Raw genomic sequence first — 17,846 nt, 5'->3', positions numbered from 1 at the left:
GGCCGGCGGCGGGCCTCACCCGCCGCCGGCGGCCAGCGGGGCGAGCGCGAGCCGCTCGGCGAGGTGCCGGCGGCTGCCGATGGCCAGCTTCGTGTAGGACAGCTGCAGCAGATTGCCCACGGTTCGCACCGAGATGCCGAGCCGCTGGGCGATCTCGCCGTTGCGCAGGCCCGCGGCGGCGAGCTCGCACACCTCCCGCTCGCGGGCGGTCAGCCGCGCGGGGGTCGTCAGCGACGGCAGCCACGGCGGCACGTGGCCGGCGCAGCGCTCGGCCGCCCGTCGCCGGGCCCGTGCGGCCGCCGGCGGCGCGGCCGGGTCGCACGCGGCCGCGGCGGCGGCCTCGAGGGCGAATCCGTGGTAGCCCAGCGCGTCGAAGCGCTCGGCCGCGCGCAGCAGCGGCGCGGTCCGGCCCCGCAGCAGGGCCTCGGCATGCTCGGCGAACAGCTCGAACAGCGGGCTGTCGCAGCGCCCGGCGATGGCCCGCAGCCGCCGGACCGCCGCCGCGGTGCGGGCCGGGGCCAGCCGGACATGCAGGTACGCGCACTCGACGGCGGTGGTGAGCCGGCCCGCGGCGAGGTACCGCTCGGCCAGCCGGTCGGCGAGGTCGGCGGCGTGGGCGTGCCGGCCGCCGTGGGCCAGGACGAGGACCCGGTCCAGCTCCACCCGGTCGCTCAGGGTGCTGCCCGGGGCCACCCGATCGCCGAGCTCGGCGAGGATCTGCCCGGCCCGGTCGGCCTCGCCGAGCGCGGCCAGGCACACCGCGTACTGCCCGGCGATGAACACCCGCAGCGGGAACGGTGTCCGCTCGTCCGCCAGCGCGTACGCCTCGCGCAGCGCCGGGAGGGCCCGCGCCGGCCGGCCCGACCACCACTCGGCGACCCCGACGGCGTACGCGGCGGGCGCGGCGTCCTCGGTCCGGGAGCCGCGCAGCACCCGCGCGTAGTGCCGCCGTGCCACCGCGAGCCCCTCGCGGAGCCGGCCGGTCAGCACGAGCGCGTGGGTCTGACAGGTCAGGGTCGCCATGCGTACCGCGGTCCAGGTCGCGGGGGCCGGTCGCGGATCGCGTTCGGCGCACACCTGGCCCGGCCGCCCCCGGAAGGTGAGCTGGTAGGTCCGCAGCGCCTCCCCGACGTCCCGGGTCAGCGGCCCGCCGGCCGAGGCGTCGACCGGTGCCAGGGCCCCGCCGGTGAACAGCGCGACCGCCTGCGCGGCGACCGTGAGCTCCAGCGACTCGTCGGGCCGGTCCACGTGCCGCCGCGCCCGTTCGACCTCGGCCGCCGCCTCGTCGGTGCGCGACAGTCCCCAGAACAGGTTCAGCGCGCGAGCGGCCGCCGCCCGCGGGTCGTCCGGCCGGTCGAGGCACAGCCGCCGCAGGATCCGCTCGGCGTCGGCGGCCCGGCCCAGCGCCACCAGCGCCTCGGCGCGCAGCAGGGCACCGTCGTGGCCGGGCACGGGCCGGGCCAGCCGGGCGGCGAGCACCGGGCGCCCGGCGCCCAGCGCGGCCCCGGCCGCGGCCAGCAGCGTCTCCGGCGGGACGGGCTCGGCCGCCTCGAGCCGCCACCACGCGCGCACCGGACCGTCGTCGGGCCGATCGTCGCCTTCGGGGTGGGCGGCCCGCACGAGGTCGCGGAAGAGCCGGCGGCGCCGCAGCGACCCGACCGACGGCAGGACGCCCTCGACCTGCAGCGGGTGCGCCGGGCGCAGGACCGCGCCGGCCGTCCGCACGACCTGCCCGGCGCCGACGAGGGCGTCCAGCGCGGCCCCGGCGACCACCGCGCGCAGGACCGCCTCCGGCAGCGGGCCCGCCACCGCCAGGTACTCCAGCACCTCGGCCCCGCCCTCCGGCAGCGGCTCGGCGTCGACCGCCCCCAGGTCGCACCAGCGGCGGGGATCGCCGACCGCACCGCGCCAGGACCACACGTCCCGCACGGCGACGAGCCGGCCGCAGGTGAGCCCGACGCCGACCAGCCGGCGCAGCACGAGCGGGTTGCCCCGCGCCGCCCGCCACAGGCCGCGGACCGTCATCCCGTCGACCGGGCCGCCCAGCGCGGCGGTGAGCAGGGCCACCACGGGCGCCAGCGGCAGTGGGCGCAGCGGCAGCTCCGTGATCGGGCGCCCCTGCCACCATGGCGGGGCGGCAGCGGCGGCGGGCCGGGCCGTGAGCAGCAGGCCCGCGCCGGTCCGCTCCGCCAGGTCGCGCACGAGCGCGGCGTCCGCGGCGCTCAGCCGGTCCGCGTCGTCGACACCGAGCACCGTCGGGCGGTCCCCGGCCAGTTCCCGCAGCGCCCGCGCGGCCGCGTCGAGCGAAGTTGCCTCGCCGACTCCGGCGTCGGCCAGCAGTGCCGCGACGGCCGGCGGGGCGAGCGGTGAGGCGCCGGCGGCGGTACGGGCGACGAGCGCGCCGCTCGCCCCGCAGCGGTCGAGGACCAGGCGGGCCAGCCGCGACTTGCCGAGCCCGGCCGAGCCGATGACGACGACGGCGTCGGAGCGCCGCAGCAGCGTGACGGCGAGCCGGGCGGTGTCGGCGCGGCCCACGAGCGGCCAGCGCTGCCCGGCCGCGGATCCGCCGGGTTCCGGGGTCACCGCGGGCTCCCCGGTGCGGTCCGGCGGTTGAGTACGGATCGCTCATGACCGATGGCCGACGGAGGGACGACCGTGAATGCGTTCAGCCCACCCGAACGGAGGCCGTAACCATGTCCGTATCCATGTTCAAGACCGCGCCCGGCTTGGCCCGGGCGCTGCTCGCGATGACCGCCCTGGCGCTGCTCGCCTCGACCGCGCTCACCGCCGTGGCGGCCCGGCCCGCGGCCGCCGCGGGCCCGATCGGCAACGACGCCGACGGCGTCGCCATGATGTATCCGACGAAGGCCGGCGGGCAGGTGTGGCGCCTGGGCTCCAACCCGGCCGGCGACTCGCGGCTCGACGGGCCGGCCCTGCGGCGCAACTCGGACGGCACGTTCAAGGTGACCGAGGCGAACACGCGACTCGGCGTCCTGAGCGCCACCTACGACCACGACGACGAGAACAGTCTGGTGTGGTCGCAGCCGACGCTGCGCAAGGTGGGGTATCAGCACGACGCGTCCGACTGGCGCGATGTGGAGATCACCGGATACGTACGGCTCAACACGACCTCCGACGCCGATCAGGAGTTCACCTGGTATGCCCGCGGCGCCCGGCACACCGGCAGCGGCGCCACCCCGGAGACCTGCTGGGGCACCGCGTACAAGGCGAACCTGCGCTTCCGCGACGGGGCCACCCGATGGCAGAAGGAGCTGTTCCACGACGGTGGCGACGGCTACGCCAGCCGGCCCTGGCAGAACGCCGGAGCGTCGGTGCAGGGCCGGCTCGTCGGCTTCAAGGCGGTCATGTTCAACACCGCGGCCGGGGTGCGGCTGGAGACGTACCTCGACCGCAACAACACCAACACGTGGACCCAGGTCGCGTCCTACGACGACCAGGGCGGCTGGGCGATCGCTCAGGACAACCGCTGCGGCGGCACCCGGGACGAGGTCGTGCGCTGGGGCGGCCCGATCGCCACGTTCCGGTGGGACCTCGCCCAGGACGTCGACGTGACCCGGCTGAGCATCCGGGAGATCAACCCCGGGGCCGCCTGTAACCGCGTGCAGCCGGTGGTGTCGGCGTCGGCGAGCACGTACGAGGATGTCAATCCGCCGCGCAATGCGGTGGACGGGAATCTGTCGACGCGGTGGTCCGGGTACGGCTTCGGGGCGTACCTGACCGTCGATCTGGGCACGCAGCGCACCGTCTGCGGGGCCGGGGTGGCCTGGCACCGCGGTGATGTGCGCTGGAACGACTACACGATCTACACGTCGGTCGACGGCGTGACCTACACGAAGGCGTGGGAGGGGCGCAGCAGCGGTACGACGTTGCAGGCCGAGGTGACGACGTTCCCGGGCCGGTCGGCTCGGTACGTGAGGTACGCGTGGTGGAACAACGCCGAGGCCAACGGCTGGGCGAGCATCACCGAAGCGACCGCACTCGGCGCATAGGGACGGGCTCGCGTCCCGGCCGCTGGTCACCCCACGGCCGCCGATCGGGACGCGGGCGCGGCCAGCACCCGGGCGAGGCCGTCGCGGCCGGTCACGCCGAGCTTGCGGTACACGCGGTAGAGGTGGTTGCCGACGGTGCGGACCGACAGCCGCAGCCGCTGGGCGATGGCCTCGTTGGGCAGCCCGGCGGCGGCCAGGTCGGCGATCTGGCGCTCCCGGACCGTCAGCGCGGCCGGCCGGGCGACGCCCTCCGCCCAGGGCGGCACGAACCCCTCGCACCGCTCGCCGAGCGTCGCGAGCGACGGCCGGAACCGGCTGTCGCGAACCTTCCCCTCCATGCGCACGCCCGACGCCGCGGCCTCCAGCGCCACCGCCGCGTAGCCCCGCCCGGCCAGGTCCTCGCAGGCGGCGGCCAGCCGGTCCACGTCGCGGTGCACCAGTGCGTCGACGTGGTCGGCGAAGACCACGAACAGCGGGCTGTCGGCGCGGTCCGCGGCCTGCCGCAGCGCCGCGGCCACCCCGGCACCCGGCCGCAGCCGCCCGGCCAGGTACAGGCTGTCGGCGGCGCTCGTGAGCCGGTCCAGGGCCAGGTACCGCTCGCCGAGCGCCGCCGCAATCCGGGCGCCGCCGGCGGCGTCACCGCGATGGGCCCGGCACCGCGCCTCGGCCATGTCCAGATGCCCGCCGAGCACCGATCCGGACGGCAGCCGCGCACGCATGTACCGCACCGTCGAGGCGGCCGCCGCGCCGCGGCCGAGCGCGGCCAGGCAGGCGGCGTACTCGCTGAACACGTACGCCTGGATGGGGAACGGGGTGTGCTCGTCGATGAGGGCCCGCGCCTCCCGCAGGTAGGGCAGGGCGCGCGCGGGCCGCCCGGCCCACACCTCGCAGACCCCCAGCTCCAGCGACAGCATCGCCACCTCCGACGCGGCGCCGCGGGGGAGCGCCGCCCGGTGGTACGCGCGCCCGGTGGACAGGGCGGCCGGCAGCTCGCCGGCCATGGCCAGCGCGTGGACGTGGCAGGCCGCGGCCGCGCCGCGCATCGACGCCCACGCGCGGGGCGCCGCCAGGTCACCGTCGCGGAACCCGGCCACGACCCGGGCCGGGGCGCCGGCGAAGACCGCGGCGTACGCGCGGATCGCGGACGCGGCCCCGGCGACGACGCTGTCGGTCACCCCGTCGGAGAGGGCCCCGTCGCCGCGGCCGTCGCCGAAGACGGACAGCGCCAGCGCGGCCACGCCGAGCCGCGGGTCGGCGCGCTGCTCGGCGGGCAGGGTCCGGCGGGCCCGGTCGACCACCGCCGCGGCCTGCTCCGGGCGGCGCAGGCCCCAGAACAGGTTGAGGGCCCGCAGGGCGGCCAGCCCGGCACGGTCGGCGGCCGGCAGGTGCTCATGGCCGGCGTCGAGCAGCGCCTCGGCCGCGACCGCGTTGTCCTGCGCGACGAGCGCGCCGGCCAGCACCTCCACCCCGGCCGCACCGGCGCTGCGCGCCAGGGACTCGGCGCGGACCGCGTCGCCGCGGTCGAGGGCGTCCCGCGCGGCGCGCAGGATGTCCGGCACGGGTACCCGCTCCCGGGCCGCCAGGCGCCACAGGACCGAGCGCAGGTGCGCGCCGGGGCCGGGCATGCCGGCCGCGTCGACCGCCGCGGCCAGCCGCCCGTAGACCGACCGGCGGTCGCGGTCGGAGACGGTGGCCCGCATCAGCTCGCCGTACAACGGGTGGCCGCACCGCACCAGCAGCCCCTGGGCGACGCGGTCGACCCGGATCAGCTGCCGCCGCTCCAGGGCCTCCAGCACGGGCAGCGGGGCCAGCGTCTCCAGCGCGTCGGCGGACATCGGCTCGCCGTGCGCCACGTACCGCAGCGCGGCGCGCTCCTGCGTGTCGAGGCGGCGCAGGACGTCGGCCACGAGGTCGCGCAGGCCCTCGTGGGAGCAGATCGTGCCGTGCCAGCGCCACAGCCCGTCGACCGGGCGCAGCCGGCCCGCGGCGAGCCCGGCGTCGACGAGGTGCCGCAGGAACAGCGGGTTGCCGCGGGTGATCCCGGTGAGCCGGCGCAGGGTGAGCCGGTCGAGCGGGCCACCGAGCACGGCACGGATCAGCGCGTCGACGGCCGCCGGTCGCAGCGGCCCGATCGACACCCGCTGCAGCGTCGGGCGGGCCTGCAGCGCCCGCAGCGCCGGGGCGTCCATGGCCTCGGGCCGGGCGGTCACGAGCAGCTTGGCGGGCACGGCGCCGACCAGGTGCTGCACGAGGGCGGTCGACGCGGCGTCGAGGTGCTGGGCGTCGTCGATGTGCAGCAGCACCGGCCGGTCCGCGGCCCGCTGCCGCAGCGCCCTGGTGGCCGCGGCGAACGCGCGGGCCAGCCCGTCGCCGCCCGCGGCCGGCAGCAGCGGGGCCGCCGCGGCGAGCGGCAACCCGTCGGCCGCCTCCCAGCCGGACAGGGTCGACACCAGCATGCCGGCGTCCGTACACCGCCGCGCAACCTCCTGCGCCAGCCGGGATTTGCCGACGCCGGCCTCGCCGGTGAGCAGCACGCCGGCCTCGTCGGTCGCGCCGAGCAGCGCGGACAGGTGCTCCACCTCGGTCGATCGGCCCACGAGCGGCCAGTGCACCGCCGGGGTGGCAAGGGTCGTCGCAGTCACCGTGGCTCCCACGCGTGTCGGCGGCGACGCGCGGTCGTGCGACACCATCCGTGCGGTGCCGGGACGTCGCCGCGCCCCTATGCTCACCGCCCCGGCCGACCGGCGCAACTGTAGGGGCGGATTCGTGTTGAGCAATGACTACTCATGCGCGCGGCCGGGGGCGGCACCTACGGTCCGCTCGGGAGGCCCTCCGCCCGGCCGCCGGCGTCACCGCGCGGTGAGCGCCGGCCCGGGTGCGGCGTGCATCCGCCGGTCGACGATCAGGATCAGCACCGCGGCGGCCACGGCGGCCGCGGCCAGCACGAGCCAGAGCGGCACGCGGCCGCCGACCAGGAACACCGCGATCGGCGGGCCGATGGTGTTGCCGACCTGGAACACCGCCCACGCCGCGCCGGAGGAGCGGCCGAGGGTGCCCTTCGGGGCGATCCGCTCGACGAGCGTGTAGAACGCGGGGCTGTACGCGCACTCGCCCAGCGCGAACGTGACCATCATGACGGCCAGGAGCGCGACCTGGGGGCCGCCGGTGAGCGCTCCGGCGGTGTAGCCCAGCAGCCAGGCCACCGCCCACATCAGTCCCATGGTGATCAGGGCCCGGGTCTTGTGCACCCGCTCGACCCAGCGGGACACCGGCAGCTGCCCGAGCAGGACCACGGCCGTGGCAACGGCGTAGAGACCGCCGACCAGCGTGGTGGAGCCGGCCATCTCGGTGCGGACGACCAGCGGCACGCCGCTCTCCACCTGGGCCAGCCCGAAGGTGACCAGCAGCAGTTGCGCGACGAGCAGGAGGACGTAGTTGAGGCCCGGCCGGAACCGCACGAGCCGCGCCCGGTCCTCCGCCGCGTCGCCGTCCGGTCGCGGCAGCGGCACGCGGAAGACGATGATCAGCGCGTACACCGCGCAGCTGACCCCGTTCGCCGCGCACATCCACCGATAGCTCGCGGCGGAGCCGAGCAGCACACCGCCGAGCCCGGCCCCGGCCCCGAGGCCGAGGTTGAGCAGCAGGTAGCGCAGCGACATCGTGCGAACCTTGGCCTCGGCGGTGGCGCTGAGCGCGGTGATGATCGGCACCACGGCCGGCAGGAACGCGCCGGTCCCGACCCCGATGACGAGGACCGCCGCCAGCTCGGCGGCGTAGCCGGACGCGAGCGCGACCAGCAGCCAGCCCGCCGTCTGCACCAGCAGCGCGGCGATCGCCACGACCCGCGGCGAGTGCCGGTCCACGAGCCAGCCCCCGGCGACCGACATCGGCACGGCCGCACCGGCCAGGATGAGCAGCAGCAGCGCGATCGCTCCGGCGGACAACCCGCGGAACTGGCTGAGATAGATGGCCAGAAATGGATAGCACAGCCCGGTGCCGACCGCGGACACGCCGTACCCGGCGACGAACCACCATGCCGGTGCGCCGAGCCGCCGTGCCGCTCCTTCGGTCCGATCAACGCCCATGCCAGCCCCTCCCCGTGTCGCCTTGCCGGCAGTGTCGAAGATGCCCCCGCCGCCGGCGCGGGTCAACGGCTTCGGCGCGACGGGGCAATCCGCGTCCGCGGGCCCGACCGGCGTGCAACGATCTTGAAATGGCCGCGGCTGCCCGGCGGTGGACCTGTCACAACGGCGCCGGCCCGCCGTGGTCGCGGCGGCGGCCGGCGGGGCGGTGGGACACCGTCAATGGCCTCGGGAAACGCGCCGCCGAGCGCGGCGCAACAGTCCGGTAACTTGATGTTGACGATGCCGAGACAAGCGGCTAGCTTACCTGCTAGGCGGCTGTCGAAGCGCTTCGACAGATGCTTCGGAACGTTGTGAACAAGACGGAGCTGACATGAAGCGAATCATGGCAACGGCCGCCGCGGCGGCCTTACTTCTGACCGGGTGCGGTGGCGGCGGGAACCAGGGCGCGAACGCCCCGGCGAACTCGTCCAAGGACGTCGTCATCGGATGGATCTCGCCCGACGCGACCTCGTCCACCCGGTGGGACACGCAGGACCGGCCCGCGTTCGAGAAGGCCGTGCAGACGCTGGCGCCGGGCGCGAAGGTCATCGCCAGTACCGCCCCCAACGACCAGGCGATGCTGCAGCAGGCGGAGTCGGCGATCACCCAGGGCGCCAAGGTCCTGGTGATCAACCCGATCACCGCCGAGGGGGCGCTCCCGGTCGTCGACCTGGCGAAACGCGAGCACGTCGCCGTGATCTCCTACGAGGGGCTGATCGCCAAGGCGCACCTCGACGGGTACATCACCTTCAACAACCTCGAGGTCGGTCGCCTGCAGGCGAAGTACATCGTCGACCACGCCGGCCCCGGGGCCAACATCGCGGTCATGAACGGCGCCCAGGTGTGCGAGGCGTGCATCGCGTTCAAGAAGGGCGCGCACGAGGTCTTCGACCCGGCGGTCCAGTCCGGCAAGATCAAGATCGGCTACGAGGCGGACACCCCCAACTGGGAGGCGACCAAGGCGCAGGCCCAGACCGACCAGGCGCTGACCAAGCTTGGCGACAAGGTCGACGGCATCCTCGCCGCCAACGACGGACTGGCCGGCGGCGTCATCGCCTCGCTGAAGGCTCGCCAGCTCAACGGCAAGGTCGTCGTCACCGGCCAGGACGCCACGGTCGCGGGGCTGCAGGAAATCCTGCTGGGCAACCAGACCATGACCGTCTACAAGGACCTGCACAAGCAGGCGCAGGCCGCCGCCAAGGCCGCCGTGGCGCTGGCGATGGGCAAGCCGAACGAGACGGGCCTGACCGACACCTACGACAACGGCGGCAACGCGGTTCCCGCCCTGTTCCTGCAGCCCGTGGCGGTGGACCGCGCGAACATCAAGCAGGTGTTCGACGACGGCTTCGTCACCAAGGCCCAGATCTGCACCGGCGACGTTGCGAGCAAGTGTGACTTCTGAGCACAGCCGCGGCTCCGGCTCAGGCCTGCGCCTGGAGATGCACGGCATCCGCAAGAGCTTCGGCAGCGTCGACGCGCTGCGCGGGGTCGACCTCGAAGTGCGGCCGGGCGAGATCATGGCGCTGGTCGGCGACAACGGCGCCGGCAAGTCGACGCTCGTCAAGACCCTGTCCGGGGCGCAGCCCGCCGACGCGGGAACCATCCGGGTCGACGGCGAGCCGGTCAGCATCACCAGCCCGCAGGACGCCGTCCGGGCCGGGATCGAGACGGTCTACCAGGACCTCGCGCTGTGCGACAACCTCGACGTCGTGGCCAACCTGTACCTGGGTCGCGAGCTGCGCAGCCCGCGGCAGGGGCTGTTCGGGCGGTTCCTCGCGCGGGGCCGGATGAGCCACCACGCGCGGCAGGTGCTCGACGAGCTGGCGGTGACCCTGCCGGCGTTGAGCACCCCGGTCGCCGCGCTCTCGGGCGGCCAGCGCCAGGCGATCGCCGTCGGCCGTGCGGTGCTGTGGGGGTCGAAGGTCGTCGTCCTCGACGAGCCGACGGCGGCCCTCGGTGTGCAGCAGACCGCCACCGTCTACCGGCTCATCCGCACGCTGAGCGAGCGCGGTGTCTCGGTGGTCCTGATCTCGCACAACATGGTCGACGTGTTCGAGCTCGCCGACCGGATCACCGTGCTGCGTCTGGGCGAGGGGGCCGGGGTCTTCACCCCGGCCGAGTCGACCCCACAGGACGTGATCGCGGCGATCACCGGCGGCAACGTGGTGCCTCTCGGGGGGAAACGAGCATGAGTACCGACGTGTCGATCGCACCGTCCGCGGCGCGATCCCGTGCACGCCTGACCAGGTTCAGCGGCGACCTCGGCCCCTGGCCGGTGCTCGTCGGCCTGGTGTGCATCGCCGTGGGCTTCCAGGCGGCGAACTCGGCGTTCCTGACGCCCCGCAACCTGTCCAACCTGATCCTGCAGACCGGCACCCTGGTGGTGCTGACGCTCGGCATCATGCTCGTCCTGCTGATCGGCGAGATCGACCTGTCGATCGGCGCGGTCAGCGGCGTCACGGCCTGCGTCATGGGCATCATGTCGGCGTTGCACGGCTGGCCGGCGTGGGCGGCGATCGCGCTCGCGATCGCCCTGGGGGCCCTGATCGGGCTCGTCCAGAGCTCCTGGATCGTGGCCTTCAAGGCGCCGTCGTTCATCGTGACGCTCGCCGGCATGCTCGTCTGGCAGGGGGCGCAGCTGATCCTGCTCTCCGACCAGAACGGCCAGCTGCGCATCGAGGACTCGGTGATCACCAGCATCGCCTCGAACTACCTGCCCCGGCCGGTGGGGTGGACCCTGACGCTGCTCGTCGCCCTGGCCGGCGCCGGATGGGTCGTCGTGCGCCGGTACCTGTCCCAGCGGGCCGGGTACGGCACGAACTCCCTCGCGGCGGACCTGGGCCGGGTGCTGGCCATCGTCGCGGCCCCGATCGTGGTGATGCTCGTCCTCGACAGCTACCTCGGCGTGCCGTACATGCTGGTGGCCGTCCTGGCCGTCACCGTGACCCTGGCCGTGGTCACCGGGTTCACCGTGTTCGGCCGGCACATCTACGCCGTCGGCGGCAACGCGGAGGCGGCCCGGCGCACCGGAGTCCGCGTCGGATCCCTGCGGATCACCGTGTTCGTGATCGCCTCCGCCCTCGCCGCCTTCGCCGGCGTCCTGGAGGCCTCGCGCGGATTCGCCGTGTCCGTCAACTCCGGCGGTGGCAATGCCGCGCTCAACGCGATCGCGGCCGCGGTCATCGGCGGCACCAGCCTGTTCGGTGGCCGGGGCCGCGTCGTCGGCGCGCTGCTGGGCGCGCTGGTCATCAGCAGCGTCCAGAACGGGCTCGCCCTCATCGGCCAGACGGCGGCGACCCAGATCATCGCGACGGGGCTGATCCTGCTCGCCGCCGTGACGCTCGACATGAGCGCGCGCCGCAAGAACAAGGGGACACGGACGTGACGATGCCGGAGCACTCCAACAGCGTGGGCCCGGACGCCCTGGCGGCACTGCCCGCGGACTTCCGGTGGGGCAGCGCCACGGCCGCCTACCAGGTGGAGGGCGCCGCCCGGGAGGACGGCCGCGGCCAGTCCATCTGGGACACGTTCAGCCACACGCCGGGCCGCACGTTCAACGGCGACACCGGGGACGTCGCGGCGGACCACTACCACCGGTACCCCGAGGACGTGCGGCTCATGGCCGACTTCGGGCTGAACGCCTACCGGTTCTCGATCTCGTGGCCGCGGATTCTCCCGCAGGGCCGCGGCGCGGTGAACCAGGCCGGGCTCGACCACTACGACCGGGTCGTGGACACCCTGCTCGAACACGGCATCGAGCCGATGGTGACGCTCTTCCACTGGGACCTGCCGCAGGCCCTGGAGGACGAGGGCGGCTGGTTCAACCGGGACACCGCGCACCACTTCGCCGACTACGCCCAGGTGGTGCTCGAGCGCCTGGCCGACCGGGTCCCGCTGTGGCTGACCCACAACGAACCGTGGACCGTCATCGGGCAGGGCTACTCGCGGGGGCTGCACGCGCCCGGCTACCGCGACTACCACAAGGCCGGAACCGCCATCCACCACATGCTGCTCGGGCACGGCGAGGCGGTGCAGCGCTTCCGGGCGCTGGCGCCGGGCTCCGCACAGGTGGGCATCACGCTGTCCATGGCGGTGGTCCGGCCGTGGTCGGACGCGCCGGGCGATGTCGCGGCGGCCCGGCTCCTCGACGGCGAGCAGAACCGCGTGTACCTGGACCCGCTCCTGCGCGGGTCCTACCCGCAGGACCTCGACCAGCTCTTCCCGACGCTGTCCGACCCGGCCGTGGTCCGCGAGGCCGACCTGGAGGTCATCGGCACCGGGATCGACTTCCTCGGGGTGAACTACTACCTCAACCACATCGTGAAGGCCGATCCGACGGTGCCCGTGCTCGGCGCCCGGCTCATCGACCCGCCCGGCCCGATGATGAGCGCCGGCATCGCGGCGAAGCCGGCCGGCCTGTACGACTGCCTCACCCGGGTCCACCGCGAGTACCGCGAGCTGCCGATGTACGTCACCGAGGTCGGCGCCTCGGTGCACGACTACGTCGACCCGGACGGCAGGGTGAAGGACCAGCCCCGCATCGACTACCTGCGCACCTGCGTGGAGTCGATCGCGCGGGCGGTCGGCGAGGGGGCCGACGTGCGCGGCCTCTACGTCTGGTCGCTGCTGGACAACCTGGAGTGGGATCTGGGCTACTCGATCCGGTTCGGGCTGTTCTACGTCGACTACCGAACCCAGGAGCGTGTGCCCAAGGACAGCGCGTACTGGTACCGCCGGGTCATCGCGGAGCACACGGCCGGCGAGGGCCCCCGGTAGTGGTCACCATCGCCGACGTCGCTCGGCACGCGGGGGTGTCGGTCAGCACGGTCAGCTACACGCTGTCGGGCAAGCGGCCGATCTCGGCGTCGACGCGGGCGCGGATCGCCCGCAGCGTCGCCGAGCTCGGCTACCGGCCCAACGCCACGGCGCAGGCCCTGGCCAGCAAGCGGACCAACACCCTCGCCCTGATGGCGCCCCTGCGCGCGGACAACAACGTCCCGGTCATCATGCAGTTCGTCGCCGGGATCGCCGCGGCGGCCCGGGACCACGACCACGACATCCTCCTGCTGACCCAGAGCGAGGGCGTGGAAGGGGTACGCCGGGTCAGGGAGACGGCACTGGTCGACGCGGTGATCGTGATGGACATCGAGGCCGACGACGCCCGCCTGCCGGTGCTGCGAGCGCTGGGCCTGCCGGCGGTGCTCATCGGCACCACGCAGAACGCCGGCGGCCTGGTCTGGGTCGACCTCGACTTCGCCCGGGCCGCCGAGGCCTGCGTCGAGCACCTGGCCGGACTCGGGCACGGTTCGGTCCTCATGCTCGGGTCGCCCGGCGCCGTGTACGAGCGCCGCAGCGGCTATGCCCTGGCGTTCGCGGCCGGCTTCGAGTCCGCCGTGCGGCGACACGGCATCGACGGCCGGTGGTGCCCCAGCGAGCCGGCGTACCAGGCCGCGAGCGCGCTCCTCGAACGGGAACTGGCGAAGCGGCCGCGGCCCACGGCCCTCGTCGTGCACAACGAGGGCATCCTCGGGGCGGTCCTCGGCACGCTGCGCCGCCTCGACCTGCGGGTGCCCGAGGACATCTCCGTGGTGGCGCTCTGCCCGGAGCAGACGGCGGTCAACCAGGTCGTGGAGCTGACCGGGGTCGCCGTCCCGGCCGAGCAGATCGGCCGGGCCGCCGTCGAGATGGTCCTGCGGCAGGTCGACGGCGACGGCACCGCGCAGACCCGGCTCATCGCCCCCGAGCTCACGATCCGGCAGAGCACGGCGGCGCGCCATGCGTAACCCTCCCACCCCGACGACTTCTTGGGACAGATCGCGATGAAGTTCAACGACGGCTACTGGCTGCTGCGCGAGGGCGTCACGGCGCGGTACGCGACCGACGCGCTGGACGTGCGCACCGGCGAGGCCACCGCCTCGATCGCGGTGCTGACCAAACGCAACGAGCACCGCGGCTCCGTGCTCAACACGCCCACGATCACGGTGGAGCTCTCCGCGCCGGCCCCCGACGTGGTGCGCGTGCGGGCCAGCCACCGCGCGGTGCTCGAACGCCCGTCGGTGCGGTTCGAGATCTCGCCGGCCCCGGTCGAGGTGCGCGTCGAACGCGACGACGCGGCGGTCCGGCTGACCGCGGGTGACCTCAGCGTCGAGGCGGCGGCCGCCGGGCCGTGGGGGCTGCGGTTCCTCGGCGCCGGTACCCCGCTGACGTCCTCGGGCTTCAAGTCGCTGGCCTCGATGACCGATGCCGCCGCCGGCGACTTCATGATCGAGCGCCTGACGCTGCCGGTGGGGGCCAACGTCTACGGGTTCGGAGAGCGCTTCACGCCCTTCGTCAAGAACGGGCAGGTCGTCGACAGCTGGAACCAGGACGGCGGGACCGCCAGCGAACAGGCGTACAAGTCGGTCCCCTTCTTCCTGACCGACGCCGGCTTCGGGGTCTTCGTCAACTCGCCGGCGCGGGTCTCGTTCGAGGTGGCGTCCGAGATCGTCTCCGCGGTGCAGTTCTCGACCCCCGGCCCGCACCTCGAGTACCTGGTGATCTACGGCCCGACACCGGCGGAGATCCTGCGCAAGTACACGGCGCTGACCGGCCGCCCCGCCCTGCCGCCGCGATGGTCGTTCGGCCTGTGGCTGTCGACCTCGTTCACCACCGACTACGACGAGGCGACGGTCACGCACTTCGTCGAGGGCATGGCGCAGCGGGACCTGCCCCTGAGCGTGATCCATTTCGACTGCTACTGGATGCGTGCCCTGCACTGGTGCGACTTCGAGTGGGACCGGCGGGTGTTCCCGGAGCCGGACAAGATGCTGCGCCGGCTCGGCGACCGGGGCCTGCGGCGCAGCGTCTGGATCAACCCGTACATCGGCCAGCGCTCGCCCGTGTTCGAGGAGGCCGCCGCGGCCGGCTACCTGCTGCGCCGCCCGGACGGCACCGTGTGGCAGTCGGACCTGTGGGTCGCGGGCATGGGCATCGTCGACTTCACCAACCCGGCCGCGCGCGAATGGTTCGCGGGCAAGATCCGGACGCTGCTCGAGTCCGGGGTGGACGCCGTGAAGACCGACTTCGGCGAGCGGATCCCCACGGACGTGGTGTGGTTCGACGGGTCGGACCCGCAGCTCATGCACAACTACTATCCGTTGCTGTACAACCAGACGGTCTTCGACGAGGTGCGCCGGCACCGGGGCGAGGGCGAGGCCGTGCTCTTCGCCCGCTCCGCCACCGTCGGCAGCCAGCAGTTCCCCGTGCACTGGGGCGGCGACTGCGAGTCGACGTACACCGCGATGGCCGACTCGTTGCGCGGCGGGCTCTCCCTCGGCCTGGGCGGCTTCGGCTTCTGGAGCCACGACATCGGCGGATTCGAGGGCACGCCGTCCGCCGCGCTCTTCAAGCGTTGGGTGGCCTTCGGGCTGCTCTCCTCGCATTCGCGGCTGCACGGCTCGGAGTCGTACCGGGTGCCGTGGGCGTTCGACGAGGAGGCGGTCACCGTCACCCGGCAGTTCGCGCAGCTCAAGAATGCCCTCATGCCCTATCTGTGGGCGGCGGCCGTGGACGCGCACCGGCGCGGGATACCGGTCATGCGAGCGATGCTGCTCGAGTTCCCGCAGGATCGCACGTCGTCGTTCCTCGATCGGCAGTACATGCTGGGGCCGGACCTGCTCGTCGCGCCGGTCTTCAGCGACGAGGGAGACGTCGAGTTCTACCTGCCCGGCGGGGCGTGGACCAGCTACCTCGACGGCACCACGGTGAGCGGACCCGGCTGGGTCCGGCAGCGGCACGACTTCGCGTCGCTTCCCCTGCTGGTGCGGCCCGGCTCGGTGATCGCCCTCGGCGCACGCACCGACCGGCCCGACTACGACGACGCGCTCGCCCCGGTGTTCGAGGTCTTCGGGATGGCCGACGGCGACCGGCGCGTCGCCACGCTCTTCGACGCGGCCGGCGAGGAGCGTGTGGTCGTCGAGGTGACCCGGGCGGGATCGCAGCTGCGGGCGGTCGTGACCCGCGGGCTGGAGCACCTGATCGAGGGCTGGACCGTGTGCTGGGTCACCGGGCCGCGCGGCCCGCGGCGAGGACCCCGCGTGTCCGGCTCCGCCACCGAGCACACCCTGACCCTGGCCCTGGACTGAGCAACCGTCAGCCGCCGGCCCACGGATCTGACGGTCCGTGGGCCGGCGGCTGACGGCATGTCACGTCCTGATCGGACAGTGCGGCCAACGCCGCGTTGCGTAGTTGCGCGGAGAGCAGCTCTTCCAGCTAGCAGGTGTTTGCAGGGCCCGTGGCCTTGCGTAACGTCATTGATCGCTCGCCCCGGTTCGTGCTCACAACAGGTGGCGCCGGGACGGGCCCGCTGAGTCGTGCCATGCACGAGCCGGGGACCCACCGCACGTCTGGGGTGAATCCGTGGGCCGAGCGCCCGCGGTAGGGCGACCTTCGCGCCCGAATCCGTCAGCTAACCCGGTAAGCGGATGCGTAAGGGAGATTCGCCTGTGCACAGCCGCAACCCCCGCTGCAGCCAATCTCGCCCGGAGCGTGCGCGCCCGGGTCTGCGTCGATCATCGGCGGCCGAGCGCTAACCACACGTAGGGCGGACCGCCGCCGCGCGGCGCCGAGTGCGCTGCGGGCGAGCCGGGACGCGTTGCTCCGCGCTGCCCACGCCGTGTTGCGGTGGCTGGCCCCTGCGGCCTGCCCCGAGCGCCGTGCTGCGCGCACAACCCCCGATGCTCAACCCTGATCGATCACCCCTGCGCGGGGTGTTGAGGAGAGTCGCAATGCATGCTGAACCCGTACGTGAGCAGGCCGGCCGCATCCGAGGCATGCGCCGGGTGCGAGCGGTCGCGATCTCGGGCGCGCTGCTCGCCGTGACCGCCGCGGCCGTCAGCGCGTGTGGCCAGGCCGCCGACACGTCGTCGGCCCCCGCTGCCGCGGTAGGTGCGCCGGCGGGCGGGCTTGATGCCGCCCGGGCCGTGCCTGACCCGTCCGCTCCGGCGCCGACGCAGTCGACGCCGGCGGCCCCCGCGGAGAAGGAGCTCGCCTACGACTTCCAGTTGCAGCCCAACTTCTACTACTGCGGCCCGGCGGCCACCCGGATCGCGCTGACGGCGGCGGGTCACGCCATCACCCAGGACCGCGCCGCGTCGATGCTGGGCACCACCACGAACGGGACGAACTCGGCCCTGGACACCACCCGGGTGCTCAACAGCGTGATCGGCGACGGCCGCACGGTGTACCGGACCAGGGAGATCCCGGCCTACCCGGCGACGTCAGCGCAGGCGAAGCAGTTGCAGGCCGACGTGGTGTCCACCATCAGCAGCGGGCGGGCGGTCGTCGCCAACATCGCCGGGCACCTCACGGACAACGCCGGTGTCTACCACTCCTACGAAGGCGGGCACTACCTCACCGTCGTGGGATACCAGGACGGTGGCAGCACGGTGAAGATCGCCGATCCGGCCAACCCCCGGGGCGACGGCACCTACTGGGTCAGCGTCCCGAAGCTGGCCGACTGGATCTCCCAGCGGGGCTACTCGTATTGAGGTTTCCGGCCGCGAAGGTTCACCGGGGCTCAGTGAGCCCGGCGCCGAGTACATGACATAGATGAAGGCCGACGTGCCGGGGTGGCGCGCTCCGGGTTGGAGGCCTTCACATGACAGCACTGCGTCTCGCCCGCGGACGGCGATCGTCCGCGGCGGCGGTCGCGCTCGCCATCGCCGGCGCCGTG

The 17,846-nt window shown here is 74.0% G+C and carries 11 protein-coding genes and 1 riboswitch; of the genes, 8 read left to right on the top strand and 3 right to left on the bottom strand.

The annotated features are described in order from the left end of the window. Positions 1-15: 15 nt before the first annotated feature. Positions 16-2,583 (bottom strand): LuxR C-terminal-related transcriptional regulator, encoded by a 2,568-nt coding sequence (locus AC6JBM_RS22425; protein ID WP_497985526.1) that lies wholly within the window; start codon positions 2,581-2,583, stop codon positions 16-18. 110 nt (positions 2,584-2,693) lie between these two features. Between AC6JBM_RS22425 and AC6JBM_RS22420 the strand changes: the two genes are divergently transcribed. Further along, positions 2,694-4,010 carry a discoidin domain-containing protein gene (locus AC6JBM_RS22420; RefSeq protein WP_497985525.1) on the top strand — a complete coding sequence of 439 codons (1,317 nt, stop codon included), beginning with the start codon at positions 2,694-2,696 and terminating at the stop codon, positions 4,008-4,010. A gap of 26 nt (positions 4,011-4,036) precedes the next feature. Here the strand turns inward: AC6JBM_RS22420 and AC6JBM_RS22415 are convergent, their stop codons facing one another. Both AC6JBM_RS22415 and AC6JBM_RS22410 read right to left on the bottom strand, forming a co-directional pair. Beyond that, entirely contained in the window at positions 4,037-6,652 is a 2,616-nt protein-coding gene (locus AC6JBM_RS22415; RefSeq protein WP_497985524.1) for an AAA family ATPase, read from the bottom strand. A 207-nt stretch (positions 6,653-6,859) separates the two neighbouring features. Further along, positions 6,860-8,095, bottom strand: coding sequence for an MFS transporter (locus tag AC6JBM_RS22410; RefSeq protein ID WP_497985523.1), 1,236 nt, complete (start codon positions 8,093-8,095; stop codon positions 6,860-6,862). A 370-nt stretch (positions 8,096-8,465) separates the two neighbouring features. On the opposite strand from AC6JBM_RS22410, the gene AC6JBM_RS22405 reads away from it, so the two are divergent. The 7 genes from AC6JBM_RS22405 (at position 8,466) to AC6JBM_RS22375 (ending at position 17,661) form a co-directional block, all read left to right on the top strand. After that, the gene (locus AC6JBM_RS22405) at positions 8,466-9,536 is read left to right on the top strand and encodes a sugar ABC transporter substrate-binding protein (protein WP_497985522.1); all 1,071 of its coding nucleotides are present in this window, start codon (positions 8,466-8,468) and stop codon (positions 9,534-9,536) included. After that, positions 9,526-10,326 carry an ATP-binding cassette domain-containing protein gene (locus AC6JBM_RS22400; protein ID WP_497985521.1) on the top strand — a complete coding sequence of 267 codons (801 nt, stop codon included), beginning with the start codon at positions 9,526-9,528 and terminating at the stop codon, positions 10,324-10,326. Before AC6JBM_RS22405 ends, AC6JBM_RS22400 begins: the two co-directional genes overlap by 11 nt. Continuing rightward, positions 10,323-11,519, top strand: coding sequence for a sugar ABC transporter permease (locus tag AC6JBM_RS22395; protein WP_497985520.1), 1,197 nt, complete (start codon positions 10,323-10,325; stop codon positions 11,517-11,519). Before AC6JBM_RS22400 ends, AC6JBM_RS22395 begins: the two co-directional genes overlap by 4 nt. Positions 11,520-11,521: 2 nt before the next feature. Then, positions 11,522-12,910: a GH1 family beta-glucosidase gene (locus AC6JBM_RS22390; protein ID WP_497986510.1), complete on the top strand. Its 1,389-nt coding sequence runs from the start codon at positions 11,522-11,524 to the stop codon at positions 12,908-12,910. Further along, positions 12,910-13,917, top strand: a complete 1,008-nt coding sequence (locus tag AC6JBM_RS22385) for a LacI family DNA-binding transcriptional regulator (protein ID WP_497985519.1) — start codon at positions 12,910-12,912, stop codon at positions 13,915-13,917. The genes AC6JBM_RS22390 and AC6JBM_RS22385 overlap by 1 nt, the downstream gene beginning before the upstream one ends. A 36-nt stretch (positions 13,918-13,953) precedes the next feature. After that, entirely contained in the window at positions 13,954-16,257 is a 2,304-nt protein-coding gene (gene yicI, locus AC6JBM_RS22380) for an alpha-xylosidase (protein WP_497985518.1), read from the top strand. Between the two features lie 209 nt (positions 16,258-16,466). Then, a riboswitch (cyclic di-AMP (ydaO/yuaA leader) is annotated at positions 16,467-16,610 on the top strand. A 289-nt stretch (positions 16,611-16,899) separates the two neighbouring features. After that, the gene (locus tag AC6JBM_RS22375) at positions 16,900-17,661 is read left to right on the top strand and encodes a C39 family peptidase (RefSeq protein WP_497985517.1); all 762 of its coding nucleotides are present in this window, start codon (positions 16,900-16,902) and stop codon (positions 17,659-17,661) included. Positions 17,662-17,846: the final 185 nt, after the last annotated feature.

It is taken from the genome of Dactylosporangium thailandense (assembly GCF_059739745.1).
Note: the sequence above shows the minus strand (reverse complement) of the source record. Positions and strands in the feature narration are given on the sequence as shown.